We start from the raw sequence: 17,157 nt of genomic DNA, 5'->3' as shown, positions 1-17,157 counted from the left end.
GCGCATCGCACGGCCTGAGCATTTCAGCACAATGCTTGCTCAGCGGCCGTCCGCAGGTATGCTGTTGGCCTGCCGAGGAGATTGAAAATGGCCTACGATTTTGACCTTTATGTGATTGGTGCCGGTTCCGGCGGTGTGCGGGCTGCGCGGTTTGCCGCCGGGTTCGGCGCGAAAGTGGCCGTGGCCGAGAGCCGCTACCTGGGCGGGACCTGTGTGAACGTCGGCTGCGTGCCGAAAAAATTGCTGGTCTACGGTGCGCACTTTGCCGAAGACTTCGAGCAGGCATCCGGTTTTGGCTGGAGCCTGGATGAAGCGCAGTTCGACTGGGCGACGCTGATCGCCAACAAGGATCGTGAGATCAATCGCCTCAATGGCATTTATCGCAACCTGCTGGTCAACAGCGGTGTGACCTTGCATGAAGGCCACGCGAAGATCGTCGATCCGCATCAGGTCGAGATCAATGGCGAGCGCTTTAGCGCCAAAAACATCCTGATCGCTACCGGCGGCTGGCCGCAGATTCCGGAGATCCCGGGGCGCGAGCATGCCATCAGTTCCAACCAGGCGTTCTTCCTCAAAGAGCTGCCCAAGCGCGTGTTGGTGGTGGGCGGTGGCTACATTGCGGTCGAGTTCGCCGGGATCTTCCATGGCCTCGGTGCGCAGACCACGCTGCTGTATCGCGGTGAACTGTTCCTGCGCGGTTTCGACGGATCCGTGCGCAAACATTTGCAGGAAGAGTTGACCAAGCGCGGCATGGACCTGCAATTCAATGCGGACATCGAGCGCATCGACAAGCAGGCCGATGGCAGCCTGAAGGTCACGCTCAAGGATGGTCGCCAACTGGAAGCTGATTGCGTGTTCTACGCCACAGGCCGTCGTCCGATGCTGGACAATCTCGGGCTGGAAAACACCGGGGTCAAACTCGACAGGAAAGGCTTTGTCGAGGTCGATGAGCTGTATCAGACCGCCGAGCCGTCGATCCTGGCGCTGGGGGATGTGATCGGTCGTGTTCAGCTGACACCGGTGGCGCTGGCTGAAGGCATGGCGGTTGCACGGCGCCTGTTCAAGCCAGAGCAGTATCGTCCGGTGGATTACAAGATGATCCCGACGGCGGTGTTCAGCCTGCCAAACATCGGCACTGTCGGTCTGACCGAAGAAGAGGCCCGCGAAGCCGGCCACGACGTGCAGGTCTTCGAAAGCCGCTTCCGGCCGATGAAGCTGACCCTGACTGAATGCCAGGAGCGCACGCTGATGAAGCTGGTGGTGGACGCCAGGACCGACAAGGTTTTGGGTTGTCACATGGTCGGCCCGGACGCCGGTGAAATCGTCCAGGGCCTGGCGATTGCCTTGAAGGCCGGCGCCACCAAGCGCGACTTCGACGAAACCATCGGGGTGCATCCGACGGCCGCCGAAGAGTTCGTCACCATGCGTACGCCGGTCGCCGGTTAATCGTCCTTCGCTGCGTCTGCCGCTGCCGCAAGGGTCGCGGCCAGACGTACGCGCTCTTCGAGATCCACCCGGGTCTTGGCCAGATCCATTTCCAGTGACTTGTTGAGCTGCGACTGCTCATCGACGTTCTGTTTGAGTGCCTGGCTTTCCAGCAGGGCAACACGCAGGCGTTCCTGGAGGAGGGTGCGTTCGCCGTCGACGCGAGTGGCCTGTTCCAGCAACTGATCCTGACGGCTATTGCTTTGCTTGAGCTGTTCTTGCAGCAGGCTCAGCTCGCGCAGCGTGCCGCGGTTTTCAGTCAGCAAGCGTTCATTGTCACGGTGCAACTGGGTGATTTCATCCTGGCGTACCAGTGCGCTTTGTTGTGCCTGGCGCAGTTCCATCTGTATCTGTTGCACCTGGCCTTCGTGGCGACTCATTTCCTGTTCGCGCTGTTCCTTGACCGCATTGCGGTAGTGCTCCAGTGCGTCGCGAGTGTGCAGGTGTTTTTCTTCAAGGGAGCGGATCTGCTCGTCCTTGTCTCTCAAGCGCAATTCAAAATCGGCCAGCGCCTGGTTCAGTCCGGCGTTGCGGGTTTGCTCCGTTTGCAGCATGGCGCGGGTTTCGTGCAGGGCCTCGGACTCCTGAGTCAGCGCCAGGCTCTGAAATTCGTATTGCTGGTGCAGTTCGCTGTTGGCCTCTTGCGCTTCGCCGAGCTGATGTTCCAGCGACTTGCGTTGTTCTTCGTACTGCGTGCGCGCCTGATCGATAGGTTCCTGCGCCTGCTCCTTGAGTCGTTGTGCGAGCCGCGCCACCAGCGCCATCAGTTCGTCGTCAATCGGCTCTGTCGGCGCTTCGACAGGTTCAAACCTGTCATCGAGCTCCTTGAGATAGCGATGGATCGTGGTTTTCGAGCCGGTATTGCCCATCTCGATGCGTACTGCATCGATGCTGGGGTTTTCGCCGCGGGCGAGGATCGCCAACCGAGCGGCTTGAACCACCGCTTTATTTACACCGCCGCGTGCCATGAGTTCTCCCGGGTTTTGATGATGTGGTACGTACCACGTAAATACACATTGTACCATTCAATCCATAAAGTTAAATACTGAATGCTATTAACGCGGGATATACTGGTATTACCCCGTGTGATACGCCAAGTACCGGTTTTTGACCCGTCAAAACGGTATGAATTCAAGAGTTGACCCCCATGACCGAGCTGGATCGTTACCTGCAGGCTGCGACACGCGACAACACCCGCCGCAGCTATCGCGCGGCCATCGAACACTTCGAAGTCACGTGGGGCGGTTTTCTGCCGGCCACCGGCGACAGCGTGGCGCGGTATCTGGTGGAGCATGCCGGGGTGTTGTCGATCAATACGCTCAAGTTGCGGCTTTCGGCGCTGGCGCAGTGGCACAACAGTCAGGGCTTTGCCGATCCCACCAAGGCGCCGGTGGTGCGCAAAGTATTCAAGGGTATTCGTGCGCTGCATCCGGCCCAAGAGAAGCAGGCTGAACCCTTGCAGCTTCGGCATCTGGAACAGGTGGTCAGTTGTCTGGAGCTAGAAGTGCAAACCGCCAGGGCCGCAGGCGACCGACCGGGTTTACTGCGGGCCAGGCGCGACATGGCGTTGATCCTGCTGGGCTTCTGGCGCGGCTTTCGCAGTGATGAGTTGTGCCGGCTCCAGGTTGAACACGTTCAGGCCAGCGTCGGCTCCGGCATCAGTCTCTATCTGCCGCGCAGCAAGAGTGATCGCGATAACCTCGGCAAGACCTATCAAACGCCGGCCTTGCAGCGGTTGTGTCCGGTGCAGGCCTATATCGACTGGATTACCGAGGCGGCACTGGTGCGCGGACCGGTGTTCCGGGGCATAGACCGCTGGGGGCATTTGGGCGGGGAAGGATTGCACGCCAACAGCGTGATTCCGTTATTGCGCCAGGCGTTGGCGCGGGCGGGTATCGCTGGCGAGCTTTACACCAGTCACTCCTTGCGTCGCGGTTTTGCGACCTGGGCGCATCAGAGTGGCTGGGATTTGAAGTCGCTGATGAGCTATGTGGGCTGGAAGGACATGAAGTCGGCCATGCGTTACATCGAAGCCAGTCCGTTCCTCGGCATGGCGCGCATCACGGAAAAGCCCGTGTCACCCTAGGGGGTGTTCTCAATTAGTTTCCCCACCGCGCCGGGTCTGCTGTTGTGCAGGGCAAGGCGCGAGAAGCGCAGTTTGGTCATTCCAAATCAGCTTGGAGCAACACAGCCCTGCACAACAGCAGGCCCGGCCCTTCGGGTTGTGCCTTAAAGCTGGCCATGCTGCGTTGCAGGCCTTGGAAAGGGAACAACCATTCCCAGCGGCCTACGCCTTGCCTGGCCAGCTTTAAGGCGACAACGCGGAGGGGAAACTAATTGAGAACACCCCCTAGATACCGTTTTCTTCTATTAATACAGCTGGCTAATAGCGAAAGCCAATCAGCAGCATCAGGTTTGCCAATGAGCCAACCGTCCGTCGAGTGGGTAAAGTTCTCTCCATCAACTTCTTAACCCATGACGGAGAGTCAACGATGCCTATCATCAACAGCCAAGTTAAACCGTTCAAAGCTGACGCATTCAAAAATGGCGACTTCGTAAAAGTCTCGGACGCCGACCTGAAAGGCAAGTGGTCTGTGGTGTTCTTCTACCCGGCCGACTTCACTTTCGTCTGCCCGACCGAACTGGAAGACCTGGCCGACAACTACGACGCGTTCCAGAAGCTGGGCGTCGAGATCTACAGCGTTTCCACCGACACCCACTTTGCCCACGCTGCCTGGCACAACACTTCGCCAGCCATCGGCAAGATCCAGTACACCATGATCGGTGACCCGACCCACGCCATCTCCCGCAACTTCGACGTGCTGATCGAAGAAGCCGGTCTGGCTGACCGTGGCACCTTCGTGATCAACCCGGAAGGCCAGATCAAGATCGTTGAACTGAACGACGGCGGTGTAGGTCGTGACGCTTCCGAGCTGCTGCGCAAAATCAAGGCTGCCCAGTACGTCGCTGCTCACCCAGGCCAGGTTTGCCCGGCCAAGTGGAAAGAAGGCGAGGCCACTCTGGCGCCGTCCCTGGACCTGGTCGGCAAGATCTAAGTCTGTGACGCGCTTCATCAGGGCGCACTTGCGCACCTTCTAAGCAAGCTGCACCGCCCAATAAAAACGCCCGGGCAAGATTCGCTCGGGCGTTTTTTTGTCTCAAGAATTCAAGGAAATCGCCCGTATGTTGGACACCAATCTTAAAGCCCAGTTGAAATCGTACCTGGAACGGGTCACCCAGCCGATCGAGATCGTTGCTTCCCTCGACGACGGTGCGAAATCCCGGGAAATGCTCGAACTGTTGAAAGACGTTGCCAGTCTTTCCACCCGGATTACCTTGCTCGACAACGGCGATGATGCACGCAAGCCGTCGTTCTCGATCAATCGCCCGGGAGCCGATATCAGCCTGCGTTTCGCCGGCATCCCGATGGGCCACGAATTCACGTCCTTGGTGCTGGCCTTGCTGCAAGTCGGCGGTCACCCTTCGAAGGCCAGTGCCGAAGTGATCGAACAGATCCGCTCGCTCGAAGGTGAGTTCAACTTCGAGACTTACTTCTCGCTGTCCTGCCAGAACTGCCCGGACGTGGTCCAGGCGCTGAACCTGATGGCCGTGCTGAATCCGAAGATTCGCCACGTCGCCATCGACGGTGCGCTGTTCCAGGCTGAAGTCGATGAGCGCCAGATCATGGCGGTGCCGAGCATCTACCTCAATGGCGTGAACTTCGGTCAGGGCCGCATGGGCCTGGAAGAAATCCTCGCCAAAATCGACACCAGCGGCATCGAACGCCAGGCCGAGAAAATCAGTGCCAAGCAAGCTTTTGATGTGCTGGTGGTCGGTGGTGGCCCGGCCGGTGCCTCGGCGGCAATCTACGCGGCCCGTAAAGGCATTCGCACCGGTGTCGCGGCGGAACGTTTTGGTGGGCAGGTGCTGGACACCATGGCCATCGAAAACTTCATCTCGGTGCAGGAAACCGAAGGGCCGAAACTGGCCGTGGCCCTGGAAGAACACGTCAAGCAGTACGACGTCGACATCATGAACCTGCAGCGCGCCGACAAGCTGATTCCTGGCAAAAACGGCGAACTGCATGAAGTCCACTTCGCTAGTGGCGCATCGTTAAAAGCCAAAACCGTGATTCTGGCGACCGGTGCACGGTGGCGTGAAATGAACGTCCCGGGCGAGCAGGAGTACCGCAACAAAGGCGTGGCGTACTGCCCGCACTGCGACGGTCCGCTGTTCAAGGGCAAGCGCGTGGCAGTGATTGGCGGCGGCAACTCCGGCGTTGAAGCGGCCATCGACCTGGCCGGTATCGTGTCCCATGTCACGTTGCTGGAATTCGACGTGCAGTTGCGCGCCGATGCGGTATTGCAGCGCAAGTTGCACAGCCTGCCGAACGTCACCGTGATCACCAGTGCACAAACCACTGAAGTCACCGGCGACGGCCAGAAGGTCAACGGCCTGCGCTACAAGGATCGTCAGAGCGACGAATTGCGCAGTGTGGAGCTGGAAGGGATCTTTGTGCAGATCGGCTTGTTGCCGAACACCGATTGGCTCAAAGGTACGATCGAGTTGTCACCCCGTGGCGAGATCATCGTCGATGCTCGTGGTGAAACGTCGGTACCGGGTGTGTTCGCCGCCGGCGACGTGACCACCGTGCCGTACAAGCAGATCGTGATCGCAGTGGGCGAGGGCGCCAAGGCTTCCCTGAGCGCTTTCGATCACTTGATCCGGACTTCCGCCCCGGCATGAATCCTGGCGCTGAAAACACAAAACCCCATGAGTGATCGTGGGGTTTTTTGTGTCGTTCACATTCCTGAATCTGGAATGCTTTCCTGTGGGAGCGGGCTTGCCCGCGAAGGCGGTGCTCCAGTCACCATCAATGCTGAATGTGCCGCCGTCATCGCGGGCAAGCCCGCTCCCACAGGGGATTTGCGGTGAAGCTTAGAGCGGTGCTGGCTGAATGATCTCGACCCAGTAGGCGTCCGGGTCCTTGATGAACGCCAGGCTCTTCATACGACCATCGCTCAAGCGTTTCTGGAAATCGCAGCCCAGTGCTTCAAAGCGCTCGCAGGCGGCGACGATGTCCGGTACCGAGATGCAGATGTGGCCGAAACCGCGGGGGTCGGTGTTGCCGTTATGGTAGGCGAAATCCGCATCGTTCTCGGTGCCGTGGTTGTGGGTCAGCTCCAGAATGCCGGGTATCGATTTCATCCACTCGGTGCGCGTGGCCGCATCGGCCGGGATCTGGTTTTTGTCGACCAGTGCCAGGAAATACAGGCTGAACTCGGCTTCCGGGAAGTCGCGTTTTTCCACCAGGGTAAAGCCCAGAATGCGTGTGTAGAAATCCAGGGACTTGGTGATGTCCTTGACCCGCAGCATGGTGTGGTTGAAGACAAACTTCTGTGTGGCGGCGTCCGGTTGGGCGGTGACGCCGGGGAAGGTGTTCAATTCGTGCAGGCTCATGGGCCCTCCGGGAAATATGTGGGCTAACGAATGGCGACAATGATACGCAAGGGCTCGGACATCACCAAACCCAAGCAGTCGGCTATTGCCTGGCGGCCGGCCTGGGCCCAGACTTTACGGCTTGATCCGTGAGTGCCCAGTGCAATGATTAGATTCCATAAACTGCTGTTCATTCTGTTAAGCGTGCTTTCGGTGGCTGGCGCTGCGCGTGCCGATGCGCCCGTAGTGACCTGGCCGGAAGGTTGGCAGGTCGAAGTCGTGCCTGAATCGGTGTCGGGGGTGAGTCGCCAGCGGGCGGTGAAAAATGACCAGAATGGATCGCCGCTCATGGTGATGGAACTGACCATGAGTCCGGTGCAAAGCGATCACCAGGTAAACCTCGAAGGCGTATTGCTGGAGATGCGCAAGTCAGTTCAAAAAGACTTCTTTCAGGGCGGGTATCAAAGTGTCTGCACGCGAATTCATGCGACTACGCTGAGTCGATTGGCCGCGCTGGAAACAACCTGTACCGTCACGCAAAACGGCAGGCATGTGCTTTCTCAAACATTGGTGGCCGCGGTGGATGCCGATAAGGCCTATGTTCTTTCCTACGCCGGGCAGGCCGAGGCTTATAAGGCGAGCCAGGATGAAATAGACGCGGCCCGTAACAGCTTGAAACTTTAGTAAGCGACAGTGCTTTTTCGATGCATGAAGAAAATTTTAGATATCCAAATGGATTAAGCACAAAGTTGGTGGCAGTCAGGTAGTTGACGGGTGTCCGCCCCTGGCATATTAGATAACCCATGAAAAAGCCCTGCATAAGCAGGGCTTTTTTGTCGCCGCGAGAGTTAGCCGCGCAGCCAGGAATCAACGGTGGCTGCACCGTACTGTTCTTTCCAGGCTTTCAGGCCGCGGTGGTTGCCGCCCTTGGTTTCAATCAGCTCGCCGGTATGCGGGTTCTGATAAACCTTGACCACTCGGGCGCGGCGGGTTTTAGGTGCTGCTGCCTGCAGCAATCCGGATTTTGCCGGGTTGGGATCGAGAATGGCGATGATGTCGCGCAGGCTCTTGCCATAGGATTTCATCAAGCCCTGGAGCTTCTCTTCGAATTCGATTTCTTTCTTGAGCCCGGCATCGTTCTTCAGGGATTCCAACTGCTTGAGCTGTTCTTGAAGGGCCTTTTCGGCTGCACGAAATTCAGCGAGTCTGGACAATATCTTTACTCCAATAGTGTGTTTGGCTGATACCAACCGCAAACAAAGCTATAAGCCAAGAGCCTTGTAGCGACTCGGTGATAGTGGCTCACCTGTCAATTTTGCGCAGGCATGTAAAATTGTAGTAGTTAATTGGCCAAGAGTAAATCCTGTCTTTTTCTTCATGTAACGGCAGTAGTGTTTTGATTCAAATTGGTGCGTGTAGTCGTTGTTTTCTCGGTTAAATCCGCTAGTTAATGGTTGCTTAATGCACTAATGAATTCCGCACCGGGCATGGGTTTGCCGAACAGATAACCTTGCAGGAAGTTGACCTGACGAGCACTCAGGTAATCACTCTGTTCACGGGTTTCGACACCTTCGGCCACCAGGGCAAGGTCGAGTTTGACCGCCAGTTCGATGATGCTGTCGAGGATGTGGCTGGAGAGTGTGTCGATGCCGATCATGGCGACAAAACTCTGGTCGATTTTCAGAAAATCGACATTGAACTGCCGCAGGTAGCCAAGGCTCGAGTGGCCCGTGCCGAAGTCGTCGATGGCGATTTTCACGCCCAGTTCGCGAAGTTGCTCCAATAGTTGCAGGGTGATGGCCGTGGGCTCGATCAGTTCACGTTCGGTCAGTTCCAGCACCAGATGGATCGAGCCCGGCTCGAACGCATCGAGAAACTCGCGACAGTCTTTGACCAGTTCCAGGTCCTGGCAATGGCTGGCGGTGATGTTGATGCCGATGTGGAACGGCTTGTTGAATCCGGCGGATTGCGGCGCGAGCAGGGCGGCGGTCTGTCGCATGAGCGAGCGGGTCATCGGTACGATCAGCCCGGAGTGCTCGGCAAACGGGATGAACAGATCCGGACGCACCAGGCCTTCTTTCGGATGTTTCCAGCGCATCAGCACTTCAGCGCCGGACCAGTGTTTGTTGTCGCCATGCACCACAGGCTGGAAATATGGAATGAACTCTTGAGCTTCCAGTGCCCGTTGCATTTCCTGGGTGGGGGCCGATGAGCGCTTTTGCAGGAAGTGACCGATTGACCCGGCAATCACGCCAAAGAAAATCAGCAGACTGAAAAGCGGTGGATATTCGCTGCTCATGTATCGCCAGGTTTCGCCTTTGGGAAAGCCGGCTTCCACGGCAAAAGCATAGTGCCGGGAGGTCAATCGACTTTGTGCAACGGGCAGGTCAGGCGCGGCTTCCCTGTGAACCTTGCCGTCGGCGGCTATCCAGTCCGGGCCAACTTGCAGCAAGAGCAAGGTCTTGCGGCCGATCAAGCGCAGAATATTGCTCAAGTGATGACCATCGAGATTCGCCAGTGCACCTTTTTTTCCTTCACTCAGGCGGTAGACCAGCAAGGCGGTGTCGGGCGTCACCGGATTGCCGCTCATGAGCCATAAGGCGCCCTGGGTGTAGTCACCGGGGTTGACCTTCTCCTGGTAGTCGCCGAACAAAGAACTGCAATAGAGATTGTTGTCCCACACCAGACTGGTCGAGCGCACGAATGGGCGGCGAGTGACCTGCTCGCGCAGGGCCAGATTGACATCGCCGCAACTTTGGCCGGCCAGCGGCAGTAGTTCACGAGCGGCCTGGGCGGTGTTGTCGAGCATCAAGTCGAACTGGCGAATCGCTTCTTCGGCGGTTTGTTCGGCGCCTTGTTTGAGCGCACGCCCCGCTTGCATGTAAAGAATGGCGACCCCCAGCAGCACCGGGAGCAATCCACTGATCAGGGTGACAGCCATTCTTGTGCTGCGACTGCGGGTTTTGGCTTTCAGCGGCATTCGCGAATCCTGTCACGAAGAAGTAATGCTCTCAAACGCTGGCAGGACAAAACGCCTCCCATGAAGAGTTCGGGTACGGGCCATGATAGTTGGCCCTTGGCGGTTATGCCGCTCAACGCCAGTCAAGGCTTGCGGCCAGTTTGATAAAGGCCAGCGTCGCGGGTGATGCCTGGCGTCGATCGAGTACCGCCAGGCCGACCTGGCGCAACACTGCCGGCGACAGCGGTTTTTTCACACAGCGGCCGTCAATTTGATCGGGCAATGAACCTTCGGCAACTACCGTCACCCCGTCGCCACGAGCGACGACATCCAGGGTACTCATCAACTGCGAGCAGCGATAACGGATGTTGGGCGTCAGCCGGGCCGCCGTGAACAGGCGTGAAACCAGCTCCGAAGAACCGGCCTCGGTCAGCACAAACGGGAAATCGCACAGGTCCTTCAGGCTCAGGCTGTCGTGAGCCGTCAGCGGGTGGTCGGCGGGCAGCAGCGCGACCATCTGGTCTTCGATCAACGCGACCGTGTCGAAACGCTCCTCGGGCAGCACCACAAAGCCGATGTCGATCCGTCGTTCCTCCAGCCACTGGAGCACCTGGCGGTCGGGGCCTTCGTCGATATGCACCTCTATGCCGGGATGGGCGGCGCGGTACTGCTGCAGAATCAACGGCAGCAATTTGATCGATGAGGTCGGGCCGAAGGAGCCGATGCGCAGCGTGCCGCGTTTCATGCCCCGCGCATCGGCCGCTTCCTGGCGCAGGGTGTTGGCCAGGCCGAGCATCGCTCGGGCGCGCAGCAACAGCTGCTGGCCAATGTCGCTCAACTCGACTTGGGATTGATGGCGGCGCAACAACTCGACACCCAACTCCAGCTCCAGGGACTTCAAGGCATGGGACACCGCCGATTGGGAAATACCCAGGCGATTGGCCGCTGCCGTGAAGCCGTGGAGTTCGGCCACGAGGGAAAAAACCTCCAGTTGAGTGAGGGTCATGAGTGTTTGCTCATTTTACGATGACTGGGTATTAGCCAAATGATACGTCATCTCTCCAATTTCCGGTCCTGGAATCCATGACGATCTGTGAGCAAAGCCTGGCAAAACCCTCGGATCTGCCGGTGTATCTGAAACTGGCGGCGGTCACCATGGTGTGGGGTGGCACCTTCGTTGCCGGACGCTATCTGGCCAACAGCCTCAGCCCGCTATTGGCGGCCAGCCTGCGGTTTCTGCTGGCCAGCGTGGCGTTGCTGCTGTTTGTACGCATGGCGCGGACACCGCTGGTTTGGCCCAACCCCCGGCAATGGCTGCAATTGCTTTTGCTTGGCTTTTTCGGGATCTTTTTTTACAACCTGTGCTTCTTTTACGGCCTGCACTACATCAGCGCCTCACGGGCATCCTTGATCGTGGCGCTGAATCCGGCGGTGATCGGCCTGGCTTCCTGGCTGCTGTTCAAGGAGCGTTTGAACCGGGCCAAAGTCGCCGGTATTGCGATCTGTATAGCGGGCGCGAGCATGGTGATCGTCAGTCGCAACCCGCAGTTAATGGCCGGTGGTGCCGACGCCTGGATTGGCGATCTGCTGATTTTCGGCTGCGTCCTCGGCTGGGGCATCTACTCGCTGTGCTCCAGAGAGCTGAACCACACGCTGGGGCCGGTGCAAACGGTGACGTATTCGATTCTGCTGGGCACGATCATGCTCTGGATAACCTGCATCGTCCGCGGCGAGGTGAGTATCGACGCGGTCGCCAGCCTGGGTGCGCAGCAATGGTTGAGCCTGTTGTACCTGGGTGTGCTGGGCTCGGCGCTGGCCTATATCGGCTATTACGACGGCATCCGCAAAATCGGTGCGACGCGTTCCGGGGTGTTCATTGCCTTGAATCCGCTGACGGCGGTTCTCCTTGGCGCACTGCTGCTGGGTGAGCCGCTGACGCTGGCAATGTGTCTGGGTGGCGGGCTGATTCTGACGGGGATTTTCCTGTGCAATAAACCCCTTGCACGAGCAGGGAAAAAGGGGATTTGATACAGAAGGCGGACAAATTGATTTACGCTGTGTAGAATCGGTTTACGCATACAATAATAATCGTCTTCTGGCAGCAGAAGCCTCGCCCGCAAGAGCCTTGGGTCGACAATGAAGATATTCGGGTTTCAACTGATCTACGGTGACTTTCTCGCCCGCAGCGTGCGGGGCATCTCCTGTGCGCCACCCACCGGTCTCAGCATTGCTAGCAACTAACATTTGTTAATTCCAAAAGCATGATGAGGCGCCGACCATGGCAGATTTATACGAAAACCCAATGGGCCTGATGGGCTTTGAATTCATCGAGCTCGCATCGCCAACCCCGAATACCCTGGAACCGATCTTCGAGATCATGGGCTTCACCAAGGTGGCGACCCACCGTTCCAAGGACGTGCACCTGTATCGCCAGGGCGCGATCAACCTGATCCTCAATAACGAACCCCACAGCGTGGCCTCGTACTTTGCGGCCGAGCACGGCCCGTCGGTGTGCGGCATGGCGTTTCGCGTCAAGGATTCGCAAAAAGCCTACAAGCGCGCCCTGGAACTCGGCGCCCAGCCGATCCACATCGAAACCGGCCCGATGGAGTTGAACCTGCCGGCGATCAAAGGCATCGGCGGTGCGCCGCTGTACCTGATCGACCGTTTCGGCGAGGGCAGCTCGATCTATGACATCGACTTCGTGTTCATCGAAGGTGTGGACCGCCATCCGGTCGGTGCCGGCCTGAAGATCATCGATCACCTGACCCACAACGTGTATCGCGGTCGCATGGCCTACTGGGCCAACTTCTACGAGAAGCTGTTCAATTTCCGCGAAATCCGTTACTTCGACATCAAGGGCGAATACACCGGCCTGACCTCCAAGGCCATGACCGCGCCGGACGGCATGATCCGCATTCCGTTGAACGAAGAATCGTCCAAGGGCGCCGGGCAGATCGAAGAGTTCCTGATGCAGTTCAACGGCGAAGGCATCCAGCACGTTGCGTTCCTGTCCGATGACCTGCTCAAGACCTGGGACCACCTGAAAAGCATCGGCATGCGCTTCATGACCGCGCCACCGGAGACCTACTACGAAATGCTCGAAGGCCGTTTGCCGAACCACGGCGAGCCGGTTGGTGAACTGCAAGCACGGGGCATTTTGCTGGACGGTTCGTCCGAGTCGGGCGACAAGCGTCTGCTGCTGCAGATATTCTCGGAAACCCTGATGGGGCCGGTGTTCTTTGAGTTCATCCAGCGCAAGGGCGACGATGGTTTCGGCGAAGGCAACTTCAAGGCACTGTTCGAATCCATCGAGCGTGACCAGGTTCGTCGTGGTGTTCTCTCCACCGACTAAGCCGTTACACCGATAAAACTGTGGGAGCGAGCTTGCTCGCGATAGCGGTTGTACATTCAACATTAATGTTGACTGACACACTGTAATCGCGAGCAAGCTCGCTCCCACATTTTGTTTCCCACATTTGTTTTGTGTGAGCTTAAGGCCTGCGCTGCCGCACCAGATGCTTGAACCCTTCAAACATCAGCACCAGCACGGCCATCCAGATCGGGATGTAGGTCAGCCATTCGCCGGCCTTGATGCTCTCTCCCAACAGCAATGCCACCCCCAGCAGCAGCACCGGTTCGACGTAGCTCAACAGGCCGAACAGGCTGAACGGCAACAAGCGGCTGGCAATGATGTAGACCACCAGCGCCGACGCACTGATCACGCCGAGCAGCGGGATCAACAGCGACAACCATGGATGCTGGTCAAACACAGCGAAACCTTGCGCGCCGCTCTGAACGAACCAGACGGCCACCGGCAGCGTCAATGCCATGTCCAGCCATAACCCGCCGAGGTTGTCCGCCGCCAGCCGTTTGCGCAGGATGAAGTAGGTCGGATAGCCAATGCAGACCAGCAAGGTCGCCCAGGAAAAACCACCGACCCGATACACCTCGTTGATCACGCCCAGGCAGGCGAATACCACGGCAACTTTTTGCAGGTAGGACAGGCGTTCGCCGTAGGCCAGGCGACCGGTCAAGACCATGGTCAGCGGCAGCAGGAAATAGCCCAGTGATACGTCGAGGCTGTAGCCGTTGAGCGGCGCCCACATGAACAACCACAGTTGCACGCCGAGAAGGGCAGAGGAGGCGATCAGCCCGCCAATCAGTTTCGGATTGGCCATGGCGCGTCGAACGATCTCCAGCACGCGCTTCCACTCGCCGGACGCCACCATGAACACGGTCATGCACGGCACGGTCAGCAGCATGCGCCAACCGAAGATTTCCACGCCGCTCAAGGGGGTGAGCAGCGACGTGTAGTAATACATGACGGCAAACAGCACCGAGGCTGAAACCGATAGAGCGATACCTTTAGACAAGCTGTCCTCGCAAGGTTGAAGGTGAAACGGGGTGCGGAGGATACGTGGTTTTCGGGACGAATATTGTCCGATCGATCAACGCTGTCCAACTGTAGGAGCGAGCCTGCTCGCGATGGCGATCTTCCAGTCAACATCTCTGTTGAACGTAGTACCGCTATCGCGAGCAGGCTCACTCCTACAAAGGGTTATGTGTTTGTTCAGTTATTGCGCGGTTTACGGCCGGACACAAAATGACTCACATCATTGAACCCCGGTGTCGACGCATGCCCCGGCGTCACCAGCGAATCGATGAACGCCTCGTCCTCGGCCGTGATCTTCACCGCCTGCGCCTTAGTGTAGGCGTCCCATTGCGCTTCGGTACGAGGCCCGACAATGGCCGAGGTGACGGCGCTGTTGTTMAGCACCCAGGCAATCGCAAACTCGACGATACCCACGCCACGGCCCTGGGTGTACTCCTGAATCTGCTGGGCGATGCGCAGGGACTCGACGCGCCATTCGGTTTCCAGGATGCGTTTGTCCTGACGTCCGGCACGGCTGTTGGCGTCCGGCTTCACATCCGGCGCGTATTTGCCGCTGAGCACCCCGCGCGCCAGCGGGCTGTAGGGCACCACACCCAGACCGTAGTTTTGCGCCGCCGTGATCTGCTCGGTTTCAGCCTGGCGGTTGACGATGTTGTACAGCGGCTGGCTGATCACCGGCCGGTCAACGCCAAGTCTGTCGGCCACGCGAATGACTTCGGCGATGCGCCAGCCACGGTAGTTGGACAGGCCCCAATAGCGGATTTTGCCCTGGCGGATCAAGTCGCCGATGGCCGAGATCGTGACTTCCAGCGGCGTGTCGTGGTCTTCGCGGTGCAGGTAATAGATGTCGAGGTAGTCGGTGCCCAGGCGCGTCAGGCTGGCATCGATGCCGTTGAACAGGTGTTTGCGGCTCAGGCCGCTGCGGTTGGGGACGCCGTCTACGGGGCCGAAGCCGACCTTGGTGGCCAACACCCATTCATGGCGACGGCTGGCGATGGCTTCGCCGACGATTTCCTCGGAGCGGCCGTTGGTGTAGACGTCGGCAGTGTCGATGAAATTGATGCCCTGGTCCCAGGCCTTGTCGATGATCCGCAGGGAATCTTCGGTGCTGGTCTGTTCGCCGAACATCATGGTGCCCAGGGTCAGGGTGGACACCTGCAGACCCGAATGACCCAGCGTGCGGTAGCTCATGAGCAAATCCTTTTACCAGTGGGAAAGGCTCAATCAGATACCAGAATCATTGCCAGGAGCAAACGTAAATCTCAAACACACTCGAATCAAACTGTAGGAGCGAGCCTGCTCGCGAAGAACTTCAGGACACCACGTTTATCCAGGATAAACGCGTTATCGTTGACGTCCATCGCGAGCAGGCTCGCTCCTACAGTGGTCAGGTGGTGGTCAGGCGCGCAGGGTACGGGTCATGCGCAGCGCCAACAGACTGCCGCAGACAATCACGCCCGCCAGCAGGTACAGCGCCGCATCGGTCGAACCGGTGCTGTCCTTGACCCAACCCACCAGGTACGGGCTGAGGAAGCCGGCCATCTGTCCCATGGAGTTGATCAGCGCCAGGCCGCCCGCGGCGGCGCCGGCACTGAGCAGGGCGGTCGGCACCGGCCAGAACATCGGCAGGCCGGTGAGGGCGCCCATGGTGGCGATGCTCAGGCCGAGAATCGCGATGGCCGGGTTGGCGGCGAAGTTCACCGCAATCAGCAGCCCCAGCGCGCCCATCAACATCGGCACCACCAAATGCCAGCGGCGTTCTTTGCGCAGGTCCGCCGAACGGCCGACCATCAGCATGAAAACGGCGGCCAGCAGGTACGGAATCGCGCTCAACCAGCCGATCACCAGGTTATCGCTGAAGCCCAGGTTCTTGATGATCGACGGCAACCAGAAGTTGATCGCGTAGACGCCACTCTGGATGCAGAAGTAGATCAGGCCGAAGGCCCAGATCGCCGGGTTCTTGAACACCGCCAGCAGTGAGTCGGTGGTGGTTTTCGGCTTGTTCGCCAGATCTTCGGCGTGGTCGGCTTCCAGCACCGAGCGCTCGAACGGGGTCAGCCACTTGGCGTTGGCGTAGCTGTCGCTGAGCAGGAAATAAGCCAGCGCACCGAGGATCACGGTCGGAATGCCTTGTAGCAGGAACATCCATTGCCAGCCGGCGAGACCGCCCTGGCCTGCGCCGAAGTGGTTGAGAATCCAGCCGGAGAACGGGCTGCCGAGCAGGCCGGACACCGGGATCGCCGACATGAACAGCGCCATGATGCGGCCACGGCGGAAGGTCGGGAACCACTGCGAGAGATAGAGCACAACACCGGGGAAGAACCCGGCTTCGGCAGCGCCGGTGAACAGGCGCAAGGTGTAGAACTCGGTCGGGGTGGTGACGAACAGCAGGCAGGTCGACAGCGTGCCCCAGGTGATCATCATCAGCGCGATCCAGCGTCGCGGGCCGAATTTGGTCAGGGCCAGGTTGCTTGGCACACCGCACAGCACATAACCGATAAAGAAGATGCCGGCACCGAGGCCGTACACGGTTTCGCTGAACTTCAGCGCGTCGAGCATCTGCAGTTTGGCAAATCCAACGTTTACCCGGTCGAGGTAGTTGAACAGGTAGCAGATGAAAATGAAGGGGATCAAACGCAGGGTGATGCGCTTGTAGACGGCGTTTTTGTCGTCAGCGATGGCGTCGGACGCTATGGCGCTCTGTGTCATGGCGGCTCTCTCTTTATTATGATTTTTTGCGATGCAAAGGGTAACGTTGATCGCCAAGAGAGTCTCGACCACCCTCAGGGTGGCTGTCTTTGTGCCTGAGCACAGGGTTTGTTACCAAGGCCTGTGCGGGTGAACAACCCGTTCCATCACCGTCTTCAAGGATCACATG

General features: G+C 58.6%; 15 protein-coding genes. 7 read left to right on the top strand and 8 right to left on the bottom strand.

Annotated elements, in window-relative coordinates; genetic code table 11:
- The first annotated feature begins 87 nt into the window (after nt 1-87).
- Entirely contained in the window at nt 88-1,446 is a 1,359-nt protein-coding gene (gorA, locus tag AC1DRN_RS08255; protein ID WP_457265958.1) for a glutathione-disulfide reductase, read from the top strand.
- Here the strand turns inward: gorA and AC1DRN_RS08250 are convergent.
- Nucleotides 1,443-2,453 (bottom strand): DNA-binding protein, encoded by a 1,011-nt coding sequence (locus AC1DRN_RS08250; protein ID WP_223463070.1) that lies wholly within the window; start codon nt 2,451-2,453, stop codon nt 1,443-1,445. The two genes, gorA and AC1DRN_RS08250, sit on opposite strands and share 4 nt — an antisense overlap.
- 179 nt (nt 2,454-2,632) lie before the next feature.
- Between AC1DRN_RS08250 and AC1DRN_RS08245 the strand changes: the two genes are divergently transcribed.
- The 3 genes from AC1DRN_RS08245 (at nt 2,633) to ahpF (ending at nt 6,231) form a co-directional block, all read left to right on the top strand.
- Nucleotides 2,633-3,571 carry a site-specific integrase gene (locus AC1DRN_RS08245; RefSeq protein ID WP_223463071.1) on the top strand — a complete coding sequence of 313 codons (939 nt, stop codon included), beginning with the start codon at nt 2,633-2,635 and terminating at the stop codon, nt 3,569-3,571.
- Between the two features lie 406 nt (nt 3,572-3,977).
- Nucleotides 3,978-4,541 (top strand): alkyl hydroperoxide reductase subunit C, encoded by a 564-nt coding sequence (gene ahpC, locus AC1DRN_RS08240; RefSeq protein ID WP_007975937.1) that lies wholly within the window; start codon nt 3,978-3,980, stop codon nt 4,539-4,541.
- A 127-nt stretch (nt 4,542-4,668) separates the two neighbouring features.
- On the top strand, nt 4,669-6,231 hold the full coding sequence (ahpF, locus tag AC1DRN_RS08235; protein ID WP_223463072.1) for an alkyl hydroperoxide reductase subunit F: 1,563 nt from the start codon (nt 4,669-4,671) through the stop codon (nt 6,229-6,231).
- A gap of 192 nt (nt 6,232-6,423) precedes the next feature.
- Here ahpF and gloA read toward each other — a convergent pair whose 3' ends face one another.
- Nucleotides 6,424-6,945 (bottom strand): lactoylglutathione lyase, encoded by a 522-nt coding sequence (gene gloA / locus AC1DRN_RS08230; RefSeq protein WP_223463073.1) that lies wholly within the window; start codon nt 6,943-6,945, stop codon nt 6,424-6,426.
- Nucleotides 6,946-7,089: 144 nt separating this feature from the next.
- On the opposite strand from gloA, the gene AC1DRN_RS08225 reads away from it, so the two are divergent.
- Entirely contained in the window at nt 7,090-7,608 is a 519-nt protein-coding gene (locus AC1DRN_RS08225) for a DUF4946 domain-containing protein (RefSeq protein ID WP_223463074.1), read from the top strand.
- 164 nt (nt 7,609-7,772) lie between these two features.
- On the opposite strand, the gene AC1DRN_RS08220 is transcribed toward AC1DRN_RS08225, so the two are convergent.
- From AC1DRN_RS08220 to AC1DRN_RS08210, 3 genes are all read right to left on the bottom strand, one after another.
- Nucleotides 7,773-8,138: a histone-like nucleoid-structuring protein, MvaT/MvaU family gene (locus AC1DRN_RS08220; protein WP_223463075.1), complete on the bottom strand. Its 366-nt coding sequence runs from the start codon at nt 8,136-8,138 to the stop codon at nt 7,773-7,775.
- A gap of 233 nt (nt 8,139-8,371) precedes the next feature.
- A complete protein-coding gene (locus AC1DRN_RS08215; RefSeq protein WP_223463076.1) occupies nt 8,372-9,904 on the bottom strand; it encodes an EAL domain-containing protein in 1,533 nt (510 codons plus the stop codon).
- 112 nt (nt 9,905-10,016) lie between these two features.
- Nucleotides 10,017-10,889: a LysR family transcriptional regulator gene (locus AC1DRN_RS08210; RefSeq protein ID WP_223463077.1), complete on the bottom strand. Its 873-nt coding sequence runs from the start codon at nt 10,887-10,889 to the stop codon at nt 10,017-10,019.
- Nucleotides 10,890-10,966: 77 nt separating this feature from the next.
- Here AC1DRN_RS08210 and AC1DRN_RS08205 point away from each other — a divergent pair, with 77 nt between their 5' ends.
- Nucleotides 10,967-11,911: a DMT family transporter gene (locus AC1DRN_RS08205; protein WP_223463078.1), complete on the top strand. Its 945-nt coding sequence runs from the start codon at nt 10,967-10,969 to the stop codon at nt 11,909-11,911.
- 250 nt (nt 11,912-12,161) lie between these two features.
- Complete coding sequence (hppD, locus tag AC1DRN_RS08200; protein ID WP_223463079.1) at nt 12,162-13,238, top strand: 4-hydroxyphenylpyruvate dioxygenase; 1,077 nt, start codon at nt 12,162-12,164, stop codon at nt 13,236-13,238.
- Nucleotides 13,239-13,377: 139 nt separating this feature from the next.
- Here the strand turns inward: hppD and rarD are convergent, their stop codons facing one another.
- The 3 genes from rarD to AC1DRN_RS08185 all read right to left on the bottom strand — a co-directional run bounded on the left by rarD (nt 13,378) and on the right by AC1DRN_RS08185 (nt 16,988).
- A complete protein-coding gene (rarD, locus tag AC1DRN_RS08195) occupies nt 13,378-14,259 on the bottom strand; it encodes an EamA family transporter RarD (protein ID WP_223463080.1) in 882 nt (293 codons plus the stop codon).
- A 197-nt stretch (nt 14,260-14,456) separates the two neighbouring features.
- Nucleotides 14,457-15,470 carry an aldo/keto reductase gene (locus AC1DRN_RS08190; RefSeq protein ID WP_223463081.1) on the bottom strand — a complete coding sequence of 338 codons (1,014 nt, stop codon included), beginning with the start codon at nt 15,468-15,470 and terminating at the stop codon, nt 14,457-14,459.
- 207 nt (nt 15,471-15,677) lie between these two features.
- Entirely contained in the window at nt 15,678-16,988 is a 1,311-nt protein-coding gene (locus AC1DRN_RS08185; protein WP_223463082.1) for an MFS transporter, read from the bottom strand.
- Between the last annotated feature and the right edge of the window lie 169 nt (nt 16,989-17,157).

It is taken from the genome of Pseudomonas sp. P5_B3 (assembly GCF_056400405.1).
This window is presented reverse-complemented; position numbering and strand designations above follow the sequence as displayed.